This is a genomic window from Glycomyces harbinensis, from assembly GCF_900101745.1.
Taxonomy (GTDB): Bacteria; Actinomycetota; Actinomycetes; order Mycobacteriales; family Micromonosporaceae; genus Glycomyces; species Glycomyces harbinensis.
Genome location: NZ_FNAD01000022.1, coordinates 44,659 through 61,427 on the forward strand (window position 1 = coordinate 44,659; position 16,769 = coordinate 61,427).

13 protein-coding genes are annotated in these 16,769 nt (G+C 71.6%); 7 read left to right on the forward strand and 6 right to left on the reverse strand.

Annotated features, from left to right (window positions below; translation table 11 throughout):
• Positions 1-87 precede the first annotated feature (87 nt).
• The 3 genes from BLQ63_RS25365 to BLQ63_RS25375 all read left to right on the forward strand — a co-directional run bounded on the left by BLQ63_RS25365 (position 88) and on the right by BLQ63_RS25375 (position 4,482).
• Positions 88-2,490, forward strand: coding sequence for an HAD-IC family P-type ATPase (locus BLQ63_RS25365; RefSeq protein ID WP_143015088.1), 2,403 nt, complete (start codon positions 88-90; stop codon positions 2,488-2,490).
• A gap of 143 nt (positions 2,491-2,633) precedes the next feature.
• Positions 2,634-3,593, forward strand: a complete 960-nt coding sequence (locus BLQ63_RS25370) for an ATP-binding cassette domain-containing protein (RefSeq protein WP_091040333.1) — start codon at positions 2,634-2,636, stop codon at positions 3,591-3,593.
• A 31-nt stretch (positions 3,594-3,624) separates the two neighbouring features.
• Complete coding sequence (locus BLQ63_RS25375; RefSeq protein WP_091040334.1) at positions 3,625-4,482, forward strand: ABC transporter permease; 858 nt, start codon at positions 3,625-3,627, stop codon at positions 4,480-4,482.
• Positions 4,483-4,577: 95 nt separating this feature from the next.
• Here the strand turns inward: BLQ63_RS25375 and BLQ63_RS25380 are convergent, their stop codons facing one another.
• Entirely contained in the window at positions 4,578-7,583 is a 3,006-nt protein-coding gene (locus tag BLQ63_RS25380; protein WP_143015089.1) for an ATP-binding protein, read from the reverse strand.
• 291 nt (positions 7,584-7,874) lie between these two features.
• On the opposite strand from BLQ63_RS25380, the gene BLQ63_RS25385 reads away from it, so the two are divergent.
• Entirely contained in the window at positions 7,875-8,333 is a 459-nt protein-coding gene (locus BLQ63_RS25385) for a hypothetical protein (RefSeq protein WP_091040336.1), read from the forward strand.
• 108 nt (positions 8,334-8,441) lie between these two features.
• Here BLQ63_RS25385 and dapC read toward each other — a convergent pair whose 3' ends face one another.
• Together dapC and fdxA are read right to left on the reverse strand one after the other, a co-directional pair.
• Positions 8,442-9,557: a succinyldiaminopimelate transaminase gene (dapC, locus tag BLQ63_RS25390; protein WP_091040337.1), complete on the reverse strand. Its 1,116-nt coding sequence runs from the start codon at positions 9,555-9,557 to the stop codon at positions 8,442-8,444.
• 5 nt (positions 9,558-9,562) lie between these two features.
• Positions 9,563-9,883 (reverse strand): ferredoxin, encoded by a 321-nt coding sequence (fdxA, locus tag BLQ63_RS25395; RefSeq protein ID WP_091040338.1) that lies wholly within the window; start codon positions 9,881-9,883, stop codon positions 9,563-9,565.
• 154 nt (positions 9,884-10,037) lie between these two features.
• On the opposite strand from fdxA, the gene BLQ63_RS25400 reads away from it, so the two are divergent.
• Both BLQ63_RS25400 and BLQ63_RS25405 read left to right on the forward strand, forming a co-directional pair.
• Complete coding sequence (locus tag BLQ63_RS25400; protein WP_091040339.1) at positions 10,038-11,183, forward strand: RNA-guided endonuclease InsQ/TnpB family protein; 1,146 nt, start codon at positions 10,038-10,040, stop codon at positions 11,181-11,183.
• 119 nt (positions 11,184-11,302) lie between these two features.
• Positions 11,303-12,220 (forward strand): GNAT family N-acetyltransferase, encoded by a 918-nt coding sequence (locus BLQ63_RS25405; RefSeq protein WP_290428039.1) that lies wholly within the window; start codon positions 11,303-11,305, stop codon positions 12,218-12,220.
• Here BLQ63_RS25405 and BLQ63_RS28650 read toward each other — a convergent pair.
• On the reverse strand, positions 12,217-12,708 hold the full coding sequence (locus tag BLQ63_RS28650; RefSeq protein ID WP_091040341.1) for a hypothetical protein: 492 nt from the start codon (positions 12,706-12,708) through the stop codon (positions 12,217-12,219). The two genes, BLQ63_RS25405 and BLQ63_RS28650, sit on opposite strands and share 4 nt — an antisense overlap.
• Positions 12,705-13,157, reverse strand: a complete 453-nt coding sequence (locus BLQ63_RS25415; RefSeq protein WP_091040342.1) for a hypothetical protein — start codon at positions 13,155-13,157, stop codon at positions 12,705-12,707. Before BLQ63_RS25415 ends, BLQ63_RS28650 begins: the two co-directional genes overlap by 4 nt.
• 332 nt (positions 13,158-13,489) lie before the next feature.
• Between BLQ63_RS25415 and BLQ63_RS25420 the strand changes: the two genes are divergently transcribed.
• Entirely contained in the window at positions 13,490-15,220 is a 1,731-nt protein-coding gene (locus BLQ63_RS25420) for a SulP family inorganic anion transporter (protein WP_091040371.1), read from the forward strand.
• Here BLQ63_RS25420 and BLQ63_RS25425 read toward each other — a convergent pair.
• The gene (locus tag BLQ63_RS25425; protein WP_091040343.1) at positions 15,167-16,708 is read right to left on the reverse strand and encodes a heparinase II/III domain-containing protein; all 1,542 of its coding nucleotides are present in this window, start codon (positions 16,706-16,708) and stop codon (positions 15,167-15,169) included. The two genes, BLQ63_RS25420 and BLQ63_RS25425, sit on opposite strands and share 54 nt — an antisense overlap.
• Positions 16,709-16,769: the final 61 nt, after the last annotated feature.

Consider the following 16,769-nt stretch of genomic DNA (forward strand, 5'->3'; position numbering starts at 1 on the left):
GCCTCGGCCGGAAGGAGGAGGCCCGAAACGGGACCCTCGGTCCTTCGGCGGTGATACATCACGGCATCTGTCGCATAAGCTGTCGACGTGACAACACCCATGCTGGCAGGTGACCGGGGCCTGACCGCCGCCGAGGTCGCCGAGCGCATCGAGGCCGGAGACGTCAACGAGGCGAAACGCCACACCAGCCGCCCGCTCTCGGCGATCCTCCGCGCGAACCTCTTCACCCCGCTCAACGCCGTCATCGGCGTGCTCGCCGCCATCGCGATCGGCTTCACCGCCATGGAGGAAGGCCTCCTGGAGGGCCTGAAGCAGGGCCTGTTCGCCGGCGTCATCATCGCCAACATCCTCATCGGAACGATCCAGGAGCTGCGCGCCAAGCGCACCCTCGACAAGCTCTCGCTGATGAACCGGTCGAACGCGAAGGTCCTGCGCGACGGCGAGGTCCAGGAGATCGAGCCGAACCGGATCGTGCGCGACGACCTGGTCTACGTCGAACCGGGCGACCGGATCGTCGTCGACGGCCCCGTGGTCGAGTCCCGCAACCTCGAGATCGACGAGTCGCTGCTGACCGGCGAGGCCGACCCGGTCGCGAAGACCCCCGGCGACGAGGTCCGCTCCGGCTCCTTCGCCGTCGCCGGCACCGGACTGTTCCGGGCCGAGCACATCGGCGCCGACTCCTACGCCGCCAAGCTCGTCGAGGAGGCCAGCAAGTTCACCCTGGCCCGCTCGGAGCTGCGCGAGGGCATCAACCGCTTCATCAAGCTCATCAACTGGCTCATCGTGCCGATCGCGCTGCTGCTCATCGTCAGCCAGCTCGCCGACGCCGCCAACTGGCGCGAGATCATCGTCCGCACGGTCGCCGGGATCGTGCCGATGATCCCCGAGGGCCTCGTGCTGCTGACCTCGGTCGCGTTCGCCGTCGGCGTCATCCGCCTCGGCGCCCGCAAATGCCTCGTGCAGGAGCTGCCCGCGATCGAAGGGCTCGCCCGCACCGACGTGCTGTGCCTGGACAAGACCGGGACGCTCACCGAGGGCGGCATGGACGTCGACGAGATCCGCCCGATCGACGGCGCCGACGGGGACTCGGTCACCGACGCGCTCGCCGCCCTGGCGGCCGCCGACGACAGCCCCAACCCGACCATGCAGGCCGTCGCCGCCCACCTCGGCGAGCAGGGCGCCCCCGATCCGAACTGGCGCGTCATCGACGTCATGCCGTTCTCCTCCGCCCGCAAGTGGAGCGGCACCCGCTTCACCGACCACGGCACCTGGCTCCTGGGCGCGCCGGACGTGCTCCTCGACGCCGGCGACCCGATGGCCCTCGAAGCGGACATGCTCGCGGCCCAGGGCCTGCGGGTGCTGGCCCTGGTCACCGCCGAGTCGGCCTCGACCACCGGCGGCGTCACGGGCGTCAAGGCCCAGGCCCTGGTGGTCCTGCGCCAGCGCCTGCGCTCGACCGCCGCCGCGACCCTCGCCTACTTCAAGGACCAGGGCGTCGCCGTCAAGATCATCTCCGGGGACTCCCCCGCCGCCGTGGGCGCGGTCGCCGCGCAGCTCGGCGTCGAGGGCGCCGCCGACACCGTGGACGCCCGGCGCCTCCCGGAGGACCCCGAGGAGCTCGCGGACCTGCTGGAGCGGGCCACGATCTTCGGACGGGTCAAGCCGCACCAGAAGCAGGCGTTCGTGAAGGCGCTCCAGTCGCGGGGCCACACGGTCGCGATGACCGGCGACGGCGTGAACGACGTGCTGGCGCTCAAGGACGCCGACCTCGGCATCGCGATGGGCTCGGGTTCGGCCGCGGCCAGGTCGGTCGCGCAGGTCGTGCTGCTGGACGACGAGTTCGCGACGCTCCCGCACGTGGTGAACGAGGGCCGGCGGGTGCTGGGCAACATCGGGCGGGTCTCGAACGTGTTCTTGACCAAGACGGTCTACGCGATCGCCTTGGCGCTGTTCATCGCCGTGGGCGCGATCTCGGCGTGGATCGCGGGCAGCGACCCCCTGCCGTACCCGTTCCTGCCGATCCACCAGTCGCTCATCAACCTGTTCACGATCGGGCTCCCGGCGTTCTTCCTGGCGCTGGCGCCGACGTTCGACCGGGCCCGGCCCGGGTTCGTCAAGCGGGTCCTCAAGTTCGCGATCCCGGCGGGGATCTGCTGCGCGGTGCCGACGTTCGTGGTCTACCTGGCGGCGCTCGCGCACGACGGCTACGACTCGCAGCTGCCGCAGACCACGGCCGCGATCACGCTGTTCTGCCTGGCGCTGGCGGCGCTGGCGATCGTGGCGAAGCCGTACACGTGGTGGAAGGCGCTCCTGGTGGGCGGCTGCGCGGCGGCGTTCCTCGTGGTCTTGGCCGTGCCGCCGTTCGCGCGGTTCTACGAGCTGGAGCTGCCGGGCGCGTGGAACACCACGGCGGCGGCGATCGGCGTCGCCTCGGGTGTGGGCGCGCTCCTGTTCTGGCTGGTGGTGCGCCCCAAGCACCTCAAGGACTGACGTTCGCGTCGCGCTTCGGGGAGGGCCTTCGGGTCCTCCCCTTCGTCGTCCCGCCGCCGCTACATCGGATGTAGCGGCGGACGTGGCGGGCGTGTAGCGCCTTCCGGGTGAGAGCAACGCTAACGATCATCCAGGAGGCGAACATGTCGCAGCGCGACCTCGCGATCCGAGCCGAAGGGCTCGTCAAGCACTTCAAGGACGTCAAGGCCGTCGACGGCGTGGACCTGGAGGTCCCGGCCGGCACGGTGTACGGCGTGCTGGGCCCGAACGGCGCCGGCAAGACCACCACGGTGCGGATGCTGGCCACCCTGCTGCGTCCGGACGCCGGGAACGCGACCGTGTTCGGCCGCGACCTGCTCGCCGACGCCGCCGCGGTGCGGTCCCAGGTGAGCCTCACCGGGCAGTACGCGTCGCTGGACGAGGACCTGACCGGCATCGAGAACCTGATCCTGCTGTCGCGCCTCTACGGGTACGCGAAGCCGGCCGCGCGGGAGCGCGGCGCGGAGCTGCTGGAGGCGTTCGGCCTGTCCCATGCCGCCGGCAAGCAGGTGAAGGCCTTCTCCGGGGGTATGCGCCGCAGGCTCGACATCGCCGCGTCGATCATCGTGACGCCCAAGCTCCTGTTCCTGGACGAGCCGACGACGGGCCTGGACCCGCGCAGCCGCAACCAGGTGTGGGACGTGGTCCGCACGATCGTCGCCGAGGGCACCACGGTGCTGCTGACGACGCAGTACCTGGAGGAGGCCGACCAGCTCGCGGGCCGCATCGCGGTCATAGACACCGGCCGGGTCATCGCCGAGGGCACCCCCGGCCAGCTCAAGTCCTCGGTGGGCGCGGGCTCGATCCGGGTGCGCCTGCACCACGCCGACCAGCGCGTGCACGCGCAGAAGGTCCTCGCCGAGGCGCTGGGCGCCGAGGTCGAGCTCGACGACGACCCGGTGTCGGTCACGGCGCGGCTCTCGCCCGGCCGGGACACGGCCGCGCAGGGCGCCGAAGCCCTGGGCGAGCTGGCCCGCGCCGGCGTCCTCGTGGACGACTTCTCGCTGGGCCAGCCGAGCCTGGACGAGGTGTTCCTGGCCCTCACCAACCGCGTTCAAGCCTGAGCCGCACGGACTTCAAGGAAGGAAAACCGCAATGACCGTTACGCAGACCGATACCAAGTCCGATGCCGATGCTCCGGCCCCGGTCGAGAAGGAGCACCTGAAGCGGCTCCTGGCCACGGGCGAGCGCCCGCCCGCGCCGAGCGCGTTCACGTCGGCGAGGGTGTTCGCCTGGCGTTCGATGCTGAAGATCAAGCACGTGCCCGAGCAGCTGATCGACATCCTGATCTTCCCGATCATGATGCTGCTGATGTTCACGTACCTGTTCGGCGGGGCGATCGCGGGCGGCACCGTCGACTACCTGCAGTTCCTGCTGCCGGGCATCATGGTGATGAGCATCGTGATGACCACGATGTACACGGGCATGAGCGTGAACATCGACATCAACAAGGGCGTGTCGGACCGGTTCCGGACGCTGTCGATCTGGCGGCCCGCGCCCATGGTCGGGTACCTGCTGGCGGACCTGTTCCGCTACGCCGCCGCCGGGGCGATCATGTTCGGCACGGGCATGGTCATGGGCTACCGGCCCGATGGCGGCGCGGCGGGCGTGCTGCTGGGTGTGGCGCTGCTGCTGGTGTTCTGCTTCGCGTTCTCGTGGGTGTGGACGTGGCTGGGCCTGATCACCCGCTCCGAGAAGACCGTCATGTCCATCTCGATGTCGATCATGTTCCCGCTGACGTTCCTGTCGAACATCATGGTGGACCCGTCGACGATGCCCGGCTGGCTCCAGCCGGTCGTGAAGAACACGCCGATCAGCCAGCTGGTCGACGGGGTGCGGGGCCTGTTCGACGGGAACGTCGACTCCGGTTCGGTGCTCACGACGCTGATCTGGTCGGGCGGGTTCATCGCGGTGTTCGGGTTCCTGACCATCAGGGCCTACAACCGCAGGTAGGGCTTTACTGAAAACACCCGGCGAGGCCGGGCGGGACTCGATGCTCGCGACGTGAGCATGAGCAGTCCCGCCCGGCCTCTTCGCTTGCGCGGGTGTCAGAGCCGCCAGTCGGGGGCGTCGGCGCCGGGGCGGTAGACGCAGGCGGCGCCGGTGGCGACGGCGGCCTTGAGGTGGTCGGCGAGGGCGGGGTGGCCGTCCTCGATCTTCTTGAGGGTGTTGCGGATGCGGTTGGTGACGCTCTTGCGGGCGCGCTCGTGGTTGTCGCCGAGCCTGCGGGAGCGCCCGCCCAGGCCGGTGGCGGCCTTGAGGTGGTCGATGAGGGCCTGGCGTTCGGCGTCGAGCGCGGCGGTGCGGGCGTCGTCGCCGAGGGCCGCGGCGGTGTCGATCTGCTCGTCGAGGGTCTCCAGGTGCTCGCGGTAGCGGGCGCGGGCCTCGGGGTCGAGGAGGTCGTCGCCGCCGAGCCTGGCGTCGGCGGCCACGGTCTCGCCGCCGTGGTCGCCGGAGTATCCGGCGAGCAGGTCGGCGGCGGCGGCTTCGACGCCGGGCTGCGAGAGGAGGCGGTGGAGGTCGGCCAGGCCCTTGGTGTGCGGGAGGTGGACGACGCGCCCGGCGTAGGCGAGGGTCCACGTGGATCCTTCGCGGCGGAAGACCGCTCCGTTCGCGGTGGCCTGCGGCGCGGGCGGGACCGCGAGCTCGGCGGCGGCGGCGCGGGCGATCTCGGCCCAGGGCGCGGCGTCGAGCAGGTCGGCCTGTTCGGCGGCGGCCTTGAAGTGCGCCGCGGCGCGGCCGGTGTCGCCCGCGGCCGCGGCGAGCGTGCCGAGCCAGTGGCTGACGGGCCCGCTGATGCTGGTGCCCCACATGGCGACGAGCCATTCGCCCTCGTGGGGCGCGAGGCGTTCGCGGAGCCGCGCGACGGCTTCGGCGTCGCCTTCGGCGACGGCCAGTTCGGACGCGAAGCGCAGCCGCAGCGACTCCCAGGAGCCGTACAGGTCGGCCTCCGGTTCGAGGCGGTCCCTGACGCGGCGGGCCCGGTCGATCTCGCCGCGCTGCAGCGCGGTGATGCCCGAGAGCAGGTCGGCGTGCCACACCCCGAAGGAGGAGTTCACGTGGTCGGGCGCCAGTTCGGGCGCCTCGCCGCGCGCGAGCTGGAGCTCCCAGCGCAGGTGGTTCACCAGGTCGGTGTAGGAGCGGTCGCCTTCGGCCATGTAGTGCGAGTGCTCGATGTGGTCGGCGGCCTCGTCGTAGCGGCCCTGGAGCATGGCCACGATGGCCCGGTCGATGTGGGCGCCGCCGTGCCAGCGCTCGGAGTCGCTGTTCTCGGCGAGCGCGCAGAACTCGGCGAGCTGCCCCCGGTAGGCGGGGTCGCCCTGTTCGAGGAGCACGACCCAGCGGAGCGAGGAGGCGAGGAGGCGCATCTCCATGTCGCCGGTGCGGCGGGTGATCTCCGTGAGCTCCTCCACGATGGACTGCCGCTGGGCGGCGGTGCCGGGGCCCCAGTTGGAGGCGTGGGTGGCCCACAGCCCGAAGGAGATGTCCTCGTCGGAGCCCGACCGCCGGGCGGCGACCATGTACTGCAAGAGCAGCTTGCGGGTGAGTTCGTCGTGGTCCAGGCCGGGCTCGGGGGCCTTCCCGGCCAGGCCCTCCAGCGCGTCGGCCTTGAGGCGGGCGAGCTCGTCGAGGCGCTGGTCCTGGGGGACGTCCATCACGGCGCGGGTGAGCAGCATCGGGTCGCCCGACTCCTCGGCCTCGTCGAGGGCAAGGTCGTAGATGCGCCGGGCCTCGTCCTCGCGACCGAGCCACCGCACGGCCCCGGCCAGGTCGAGGCGGAGCAGGACCCGCCTGCGGCGCATCGCGGGAGTGCAGCGCTCGACGGCGCGGCGGTAGTACTTCTCGGCGCCGCCGATGCTGAGGCAGCTGTTCGACTCGACGCCGGCGCGGGCCAGGAACTCGACGGCGGTCTCGGGGTCGAGGTCGTCGCCGGCGAGCCAGGCGTGGTGGGCGATCTCGGTGGTGAGCATGAGCTTCTGGAGCGATTCGTCGGCGACGAGGGCGCGGACGACGCAACCGTGGTGGTGGGCGGCCTCGGCCCCGCTCATGGTGTTGTAGAGGGTCTCGCGCACGAGGTCGTGGACGAAGACGTACCGGTCGGGTTCGCGGCGCACGAGCCGGGTCTGGCAGGCGGCGTCGAGCGCGCCCTCGATCTCGTGGAGGTCGAGCCCGGAGGCCTGGGACATGACGGCGGCGTGGAATTCGCGGCCGCCGATCGAGGCGAGGGTGAGCATCCGGACGAGCGGCCGGGGCAGCTGGTCGATGCGGCGCTGGAGGGCGTCGCGCATGCCGGCGGTGGTCGCGTCGACGGGCTGGCCCGAGGCCCACAGGCGGGCGGTCTGCTCGACGAAGAACGGGTTGCCGCCGGTGCGGCGGGTGATCTCGGCGACGGTGGCCGCGTCGGGGGCGTCGCCGACGGTGCTGCGCACGAGGGCGGCGACGCCGTCCTCGTCGAGCCCGTCGAGGCCGATCATCGTGGCCTTGGCGACGAGCGGGAGCATCCGGGCCCGCAGGCGGTGGCCGGGGTCGATCTCGGAGTCGCGGTAGGTGCCGACGAACAGGATGCGCTCGAAGAACGTGTGCTGGCAGGCGAACTTGAGCAGTTCGATGCTGCCGGAGTCGGCGAAGTGGAGGTCGTCGAGGACGATCAGGAGCGGGCCGCGCTGGGAGGCGCCGATGAGCAGCTGGGTGACGGCGTCGTGGAGTTCGAAGTCGGCGGGCGGGGCGCCGTCGCCCCGGCCCAGGAGCGCGTCGACGGCGGGGGCGGGGTGCAGGGCGCGCCAGTCCTCGTCGCCGAGGCGGGCGCGCAGCGAGCGCAGGACCTGGATCCACAGCCAGTGCTCGGGGACGGCTTCGGACTCCCAGGAGGTGGCGAAGAGGACGGTGAGGTCGCCGCGGTGGGCCGCGGCGACGTCGGTGACGAGGGCGGTCTTGCCGATGCCGGCCTCGCCGGTGATGAGGGCGAGGCCGCCGTGGCTGGCCACGGTGCGTTCGACGGTCGTGCGCAGTGCCGCGGACTGGTGCGCGCGGCCGATCAGGAGCGATTCGGTCACTCGACCAGTGTCGCCGACCCCACCGACAACCGCCACGGGGTTCTCGGTTGATTGTCGACTATCGGACGTTGGACACGCGGTCCTGTTCCCGCTGGTCGAGGGGGCGAATATGTTCAAATTGCGACTTTGGTGACGTCCGGTTTCACCGAATCCACACGAGACTTCACCGTGAGTGATTAAGGTCCTTCGGAAAGTAGACGTCTCGGCGTCGAAGGGCGGCCGGACCGCCCCCACCGGCGGTCCACGAGGCCGCACCTGAGCCGAGAGCCGACGAACCAGGGAGCAATCCTCATGGCCGAGTCCATGTTCAAGCAGTCAACCACCACGAAGTCACGGACGACCTGGCGGATGGTCGTGATCGGGGCGGCCGTCCCGTTCGCGATGCTCGCCGCCGCGCCGGCGGTGAGCGCCGCCGAGGTCGAGCAGGTCGAGACGGTGAGCAGCGAGCAGCTGCCGCCGCTGCCGGTCGATCCGCCGGCCGGACTGCCCGACCCGCAGGCCCTGCTGGACCTTCAGCAGTGCCTCACCGACGTGCAGGCGCTCCTGCCCGCCGACGCACCGGTTCCGGACCTGCCCGCGGAGGCCGAGCAGCTGCCGCCGCTGCCGGGCGCGCCGCTGCCGGCCGTGCCCGACGTGGGGGCGCTGAACGACATCTGCCAGCAGGTGCTGACGGTGCTCCAGGACCAGGCTCCGGACCTTCCGGTCGACCCGCCTGCCGACCTGCCGCCGGCGCCGCTGCCGGCCGAGTAGCCGAGGCAGCCGTGAGCGGGGCCCGCAGCATCCTGCTGCGGGCCCTGTGCCGTGCCCGACGTTGTTCCGGACGGTGTCGCGAGCGCGCGCTCGGCATCGCTTCAAGCGCTACTTCAAGCGCTGCGCGGCCTCCGCGAGCGCCTCGTCGGTCGCCGTCAGGGACAGCCGCACGTGGCGGTTCCCCTTGGCGCCGTAGAACTCCCCCGCCGCGGCGAGGATGCCGCGCTCGGCCAGCCAGGACACGGTGTCCCAACACGGCTCGTCGCGGGTGGCCCACAGGTACAGGCCCGCGGCCGAGTGGTCGATGCGGAACCCGGCGGCTTCGACCGCCCCGCGCAGGACGTCGCGGCGCCGCTCGTAGCGGGCGCGCTGCTCGATCGCGTGCGACTCGTCGTGCAGGGCCGCGATCGTGGCCTGCTGGACGGGCCAGGGGACCATGAAGCCCGCGTGGCGCCGGATCTCCAACAGGTCGGCGATGAGCTCGGGGTCCCCGGCGAGGAACGCCGAGCGGTACCCGGCCAGGTTGGAGCGCTTGGACAGCGAGTGCGCGGCGAGGAGGCCGGTGAGGTCGCCGTCGTTGACGCGCGGGTCCAGGACGGACACCGGCGGGTGCTCCTCGTCCCAGCCGAGGGTCAGGTAGCACTCGTCGCTGGCGAGGACCACGCCGCCGTCGCGGGCCCAGCGGACCAGCCCGCGCAGGTGCTCGACCGAGGCGACCTCGCCGGTCGGGTTGGTCGGGTAATTGATCCAGGCCAGTCGCAGCCGCGAGCCCGCGGCGTCGCGCGGGTCGGCCACGGGCAGCGCCTGGGCCTTGGCGAGGATCGCGCCGATCTCGTACGTGGGGTAGGCGATCTCGGGGTAGGCGACGGCGTCGCCGGGGCCGACGCCCAGCTGGAACGGCAGGTTCGCGACCAGTTCCTTCGAGCCCACGGTGGGCAGGACCGCCACGTCGTCGGCGACGCCGGTGTGGCGGTGCAGCCACGAGCGCATCGCCTCGCGCAGCGGTTCGGGGCCGGCCACGGTCGGATAACCGGGCCTCGCGGCCGCCTCGGCGAGCGCCTGCCTGACGACCTCGGGCACCTCGTCGACCGGGGCCCCCACGGTGAGGTCGACCAGGCCGCCGGGATGGGCCGCCGCGCGTTCCTTGAAGGGGGCCATGCGGTCCCAAGGGAAGCGCGGCAGCCGCCGTGCCGGGGAGGCGCTGTGGAGGCGGCGCAGCGCCATCGCGGCTACTCCTCTTTCGCGGGCAGTTCGGCCACGAACGGGACGTCGCTGTCGATCTTGCCGACCTTGGAGGCCCCGCCGGGGCTGCCGAGGTCGTCGAAGAAGTCCACGTCGGCCTTGGTGTACGGGGCCCACTCTTCGGGGACGTCGTCCTCGTAGAAGATCGCCTCGACCGGGCACACCGGCTCGCAAGCACCGCAGTCGACGCACTCGTCAGGGTGGATGTAGAGCTTCCGGTTGCCTTCGTAGATGCAGTCGACCGGGCATTCTTCAATGCAAGCCTTGTCGAGCAGGTCCACGCACGGCTCGGCGATTACGTAAGTCACGAGTCGTCCTTCCTACAGCGCGCAATCGGGCGGACTGCGCTGAGATGAGCCTAAACCCTAGCGCCTGCCCCTCAGACGGGTCCTCCTGTCGGTTCGGATGGTGAGAGCCGCCCCTTGGTTCATCTTTTACATACAGGTGGAGTAACCTGTAAAGGTGATCGAGTCGAGGATGCGGGCGTACCGGTTTCGCTGCTACCCGACGCCGGAACAGGCCGATAACCTGATGCGGACGTTCGGATGCGTCCGCCTCGTCTACAACAGGGCCCTTGACGCACGCACCAAGGCCTGGTACCGGCGCAGGGAACGCGTCAACTACGCGCAGACCTCGGCACTGCTCACCAAGTGGAAGCAACGGAAGGATCTCGCCTTCCTCAACGAGGTCTCTTCCGTTCCACTGCAACAGGCGCTCAGGCATCTCCAATCCGCGTACGCGGGATTCTGGGAAGGCCGCACGAACTATCCGCGTTTCAAGAGGAAGCGCACTGCCGGGTCAGCCACGTACACCCGGTCGGCATTCACCTGGCGAGACGGGGGCTTGAAGCTCGCCAAGCACTCTGAGTTCTTGCGACTGAAATGGTCTCGGCCACTCCCACGTGCGTCGGCGCCGTCGATGGTGACGATCTCGCGGGACAGCGCCGGGCGCTGGTTCGTGTCGCTCCTGGTAGAAGCCGACGTTCCTACTCTGCCCGAGCACACCGAGGCGGTGGGCGTCGATGCGGGGCTTTCGAGCCTGTTCACCCTCTCCACCGGTGAGAAGATCACCAACCCCCGGCATGAGCGCCGCGACCGCGAACGCATCAAACACCGCCAGCGGGAACTGGCACGCAAGCAGAAGGGCAGCAAGAACTTCCAGAAGGCGAGACTGCAGCTCGCCCGCGCACATGCGCGGATCGCCGACCGGCGGCTCGACACCATGCATAAGTTCACCACTCGACTGGTTCGCGAAAACCAAGTGATCTGCATCGAGGACCTGAACGTGCGCGGCATGATGGGCGACCACAGCCTCGCCAGGGCGATCGCCGACGCCTCGTGGGCGACCTTCCGACGCCTCCTGGAGTACAAGTGCGAGTGGTACGGCCGCGAACTGATCGCGATCGACCGCTTCTACCCGTCGTCCAAAGTCTGCTCCGCTTGCGGCACCGTCAACGCGGCCGTCTCCTTGGCTGAGCGGACATTCAAATGCCGAGACAACAGCTGCGGACATGTCGAAGACCGCGATGTGAACGCCGCAAAGAACATTCTGGCCGCCGGACTGGCGGTTGCAGCCTGCGGAGACGGTGTAAGACCAAAGCGCTCCTAGCGCGGCGGCAACCGTCGTTGAAACAGGAAAGCCGATCGGGCGACCGATCGGAACGCTCCCTCCTCGGAGGGAGGGGAGGCCAATGCCATTTGTAGACCCGAAGGCTTGGGGTGCGCCAGATGCTGGGACCGGAACATATAGGCCGTCGCGTGGCGGTTCGGATCAGGTTGGACGGCGTGGGACCGGGTCCCCGGTTCACGGACATCACGGGCGAGCTTATCGAGGTCGGCGCGGAGCGCTGGCGCGTGCTGCCCGCCACAGGGGCAGCCGTCACCATTGACGCCGCGGCGGTGGTCGCGGCCCGGCCGATCCCGCCGAAGCCGACCCCGTTCTCGGAGATCATCGGCCTCGAGCGGGCGCTCGCGGCGACCTGGCCCGCGCCCGAGACCGCCGACCTGGGCGGCTGGCTCCTGCGCTACGCCGAGGGCTACACCAGGCGCGCGAACTCGGCGCTGGCGCTGACGGCGCCCGAGGGCGGGACCGACGCGGCGCTCGCGGCGGTGGAGGCCTGGTACGGCGAGCGCGGGGCGCGACCGCTCATCGCGACGGCCGGGCCCGTGACGAAGCGGCTCGACCAGGAGCTCGCCGCGCGCGGCTGGGAGGCCGAAGCCGAAACGGCCGTCCTGGTCCGCCCGATCGGGCCGGTCGCGTACGGCGGCGAGGCCGTGGTCCGGGACGCGCCGAGCGCGCGGTTCCTGGAGCTGGCGGGCCGGGGCCGCGCCGAGGTCGCCGCGAAGGTCCTCGGTTCCGGACCCGACCGCGGGTACGCGGAGATCCGGCGCGAGGGCGTCCTGGCGGCGAGGGGCCGGGGCGCGGTCGCGGGCGACCTGGTCGCGATCAGCGGCATCGGGACGCTGCCGGGGCACCGCAGGCAGGGCCTGGGGACCGAGGTCCTCAGGGCCTTGGAGGCGTGGGGCGCCGGGGTCGGCGCGCGGCGCGCCGTGCTCCAGGTCGAGACCGGCAACGAGGCGGCCCTGGCGATGTACCGGCGGCTCGGCTACGCCGAGCGCTACCGGTACCACTACCGCGGGCGCTAGCGGGCCTCGGCGGCCTTCGCGCGGGACGGGTTCGCCTTGAACTCGAAGGCGATCTTGGTGGCCTTGAGCTCGCGCCCGTAGACGTCCACGCCGAGGGCCATGACGATGAGGAAGCCGACCCAGCCCGAGACGGCCAGCAGCGCGAAGTAGATGAGGGTCTGGGAGAACACGCCGTCGAGCGTCGGGTAGTCGACGCGGGCGATGAGCGGGTTGACCAGGACGGCGAACAGCGCCGCGATCAGGAAGACGACGAGGAGTTCACCGGTGATCTCGCGGCGCTGGCGGCGCACGCCCCACCAGATGCCGGCACTGACCGCGACGGCGGCCATGGCGCCGAAGGTGTAGACGCCGACGAGGTCGCCGACGGCGGTGCCCTCGCCCCAGACGTTCGAGGCGATCCGTCCGGCGAGGTTGGCGGCGATCAGGCCGAGGGCGAACCCGTAGAGGGAGGGCCAGTGGGGCATGAGGAGGCGGCTGAGGAGGGTCACGGTCGGGACTCCTTCGTGGCGGAGGGGATTGCTTGCTTCGGGGCCTGCGATCCGGCGGCGGGCCGGGGCGTCGTGGCCGGTCTGGGACGAAAATACTGCCACAGCGCGACGGCGATTCCGGCGGTGCCGGCCAGGAGCAGCGCGTAGCCGTTGAAGCCGCTGGTGATCACGAGCGAGCCGGCGGCGGTGGGCATCGAGGCGGCGAGGACCACGGCGAACCAGGCGAGGGCGGTGAGGACGACGATCCAGCGTCCGCGGACGAGCCACACGCCGAGGGCGGCGAGGCCCCAGTTCCAGAAGAACGCGAGCGCGCCGGCGAGCGGCACGGCGATGCCGCCGATGTAGAAGGGCACCAGGAAGGACTCGATGAGCGCGGCGAGGAGCGCCGCCGCCACGACGACGATCGCGCCGCCGGCGCGGATCGCCGTTTCGAGACCCTTCGCACGCACGGTGGCGATCCTACGGCAGTGGGTGGGAGCCGGTTACCATCCCCAGCCCCACCCACCGCGGGGAAAGGTAGGACCCACTCTCCCGCCCGGGTCCGACGAGAACGCCGCGCTCGGGCACCCGTGTCACCCGAACGTGTCGTGCGGCGGCGCATGGGCGCCCGCGCCCGACGCCGGGGCGACGCCGACGCCTCAGGGCGCCGACGGATGGCGGTTCGGCACGCTCGCCGCGCCTCGGCGCGGCGGCCCCGCCGCCGCGCGGTTCCCCTTGACCGCCTTGGCGTACCGGCGCGTTGGACGCGAGCCGCGACACCGCAATCCGGGACAATCACCTCATGACCATCACCCGAGAGACGACTGCCACGAAACGACGACGCTTCCGACAGCTGTTTCCCGAACGGTCCGACTTCGCCCACGCCGGGCGCCACTGGCACACCGACCTCCTCGCCGGGCTCACCGTCGCGGTCGTCGCGCTGCCGCTGGCGCTCGGGTTCGGCATCGCCTCGGGGCTGGGGGCCTTCGCCGGCCTCATCACCTCGATCATCGCCGGCGTCCTCGCCGCGCTCCTGGGCGGCTCGAACCTCCAGGTCACCGGCCCCACCGGCACCATGGCGGTGGTCCTGGTCCCCCTCGCGGCCACCCACAGCCACGCGGGCGTCATGCTCGTCGGCATCATGGCCGGGCTCATGCTCATCGCCCTCGCCGTCGCGGGCGCGGGCCGGTACGCCCGCTACGTGCCCGTCCCGGTCGTCGAGGGCTTCACCGCGGGCGTCGGCGTCGTCATCGCGATCCAGCAGCTGCCGCCCGCGCTCGGCCTGCCGGCGCAGAACGCGCACCTGCTCACGGGCGCATGGGATTCGGTCGCGGCCTTCGCCGCGGAGCCCGACTGGGGCCCGCCCGCGGTCGCCTTCGCGGTCGCCGCCGCGGTCCTGCTCGGCTCGCGCCTGCACTCCCAGATCCCGACCCCGCTCCTGGCGGTCGTCGCCGCCACGGCCGTGACCTGGTTCGCGCACCTCGAAGTCGGCGTCATCGGGTCGCTCCCGCGCACGATCCCGGCCCCCGAAGCCGGGTTCTTCGACTTCGCCTTCGCCGAGATGCCCGACCTGGTGGCCGCCGCGATCGCGATCTGCGCCCTGTGCGCGCTCGAGTCCCTGCTCTCGGCCACCGTGGCCGACAACATGACCGTCGACCAGCACCACAACCCCGACCGCGAGCTGTTCGGGCAGGGCGTGGGCAACCTGGTGACGCCGTTCTTCGGCGGCATGCCGTCCTCGGGGGCGCTCGCGCGCACCGCGGTCAACGTCCGCTCGGGCGCGGCCGGGCGCCTCGCCTCGCTCACGCACGCGCTCGTGCTGGCGCTCATGATGCTCGCGCTCGCCCCGCTGGTCGCGCACGTCCCGCTCGCGGCCCTCGCCGGGGTCCTCATCGCGACCTCGATCCGCATGATCGAGGTCGGCTCCATGCTCGCCCTGGCGCGCTCGACGCGGTCCGACGCGGCCGTCATGTGGCTGACCCTCGCCGCGACCGTGGTCCTCGACCTGGTGTGGGCGGTCGCGGTCGGCGTCGCGCTCGCCGGGCTCCTGGCGCTGGGCCGGATCTCCAGGTCCGTGTCCGTCGAGGAGGAGCCGATCGAGCCGGCCGACCACCACGACGAGGAGGCCGCGCTGCTCCACGAGCACATCGTGGCCTACCGGCTGGAGGGCCCGCTGTTCTTCGCCGCGGCCCACCGGTTCCTGCTCCAGCTCCTCGACGTCGCCGACGTGCGGGTCGTGGTCCTGCGTATGAGCCGCGTGTACACAATGGACGCATCCGGTGCGACGGTCCTCGCCGACGCGGTGCGACGCCTGGAGCACCGCGGCATAGCGGTCTACCTCTCCGGTCTCGAACCGGTGCACGCGAAACCGCTCGAAGCCCTCGGCATCCTGGAGCCGCTGTGGCAGCAGGGCCGGCTGTTCGAGCACACCAGCGAGGCCATCGCGGCCGCCCGCCGGCGCCTGAAGTCCGACGGGCTCCTAGAGCAGCTCGAAGCGGAGGCCGCCGCTCAGGCCGAAGCGGAGCGCCCATAGCCGGTCGGGCGCGCCGCGGTGGTCGGTGGTGTCCACCGAGTCGATCACGGCGTCCTCGGGGTTGACGCCGTGGAGGACGAGCGTGCCGCGCTCCCCCGCCCACACGGCGCGGTCGCCCTCGAGTTCGGGACAGATGCGGCTGACGAACGTCTCGGTGATCTCAGGACCGAAGTCCTCCAACGTGATCGTGTCCTCGGTCCACGCGAACTTGCGGATGAGCGCGCCGTCGCCGTAGGCGTCGATGTACGCCTCGACGCCGTTGCCGGTGTCGACCAGTTCGGCGCGCGAGTCCTCGCCGAGCTGCTGCCCGGCGCCCTCGACCGTGGGCACCGAGTGCCACGCCGAGGACGGGTGGACCTGCTCGTAGCGCTCGTCCCCGAAGTACGCGGCGGTGTACTCGCCCGCGCCGGGGTCGCACACGAGCTGCTCGCCGTCGACGGCGATGAGGAACGAGCCCAGGTCGAGGTGGTTGTGCGGCTCGTCGTTGTAGCCGCCCTTGACCGCGAGCGCCCACATGCGCCGGCCGCTGCGGCGGCGCTCGACGAACCAGCCGACGTCGGCGAGGAACGCCCGGCCGGGCTCGACCGTGTCGCCGAGGGGCCGGCCCCATTCGAGGGTGCGGGTGAGCGGGGCCCAGCGGGCGCACGCGTCGTCGGCGAAGGTCTGGGTCCGGGCGGCGGCGGGCAGCGGGACGCCGAGCCGGTCGTGCAGGCGCGTGAGCAGGCCGGCGGGCAGGAGCGTGTCGGGCCCGGCGTCGCCGAAGGTCGCGAACGAACCGGGGTAGAGCTGGGCGCGGGCGGGGAACGCGGCGATCGCCTCGTTGCCGGCGAGGAGGTCCTCGCCGGTGGCGTCGCGCCAGGCCTCCGCGAAATAGGTGAAGTAGCCGAACCCGTAGACCCAGTAGTCGACCCCCTCGACGCAGCCGCCGTCGGGGCCGAAGGAGAACAGGTAGCTCTGGAGCGCGGGCAGGATGCGGCCGCGGACGCGGTCGAGGTCGTAGCCCAGGGCGAGGGCGGCCATGCCGGCGGCGCCGGCGCACACGGCGGTCCAGTTGGAGATCCGCAGCTCCCACCACAGCGGGAACTCGGATTCGAAGAGCGGGTCGAGCACGCGTTCGCGGATCTCGGCCTCGATCTCGGCCGCGCCTTCGACGTCGTCGCGCAGGCGCAGGATCTCCGCGAGGGTCTGGGCGGTCTCGCAGGCGAAGAGGTCGACGCAGGTGCGCGGGTCGAAGTCGATGCCCCAGTGGGCGGGCAGGGCCCAGGAGCGCTCCTGGCAGACGTCCTTGAGCAGTGAGGACAGGGCGGGCCCCTCGCCGACGACGGCGAGCGCGGCGAGGTGGCGCCGGCGGGCGAAGTACTGGGCCTCGTAGGGCAGGCGCCGGCCGTCGGCCGCGAAGTCGTCCGCCAGCGCGGGGTCGAAGGCGGGTACGGGCCGCGCGGCGATCTCGCGCAGTTCTTCAAGCAGCGCCGTACGAAGGTCGCTCAAGAGACCAACGCCTTTCGGGATAAGGTGGGGAGGGGGCGGGGGATCCTGCCGTGGCTCAACG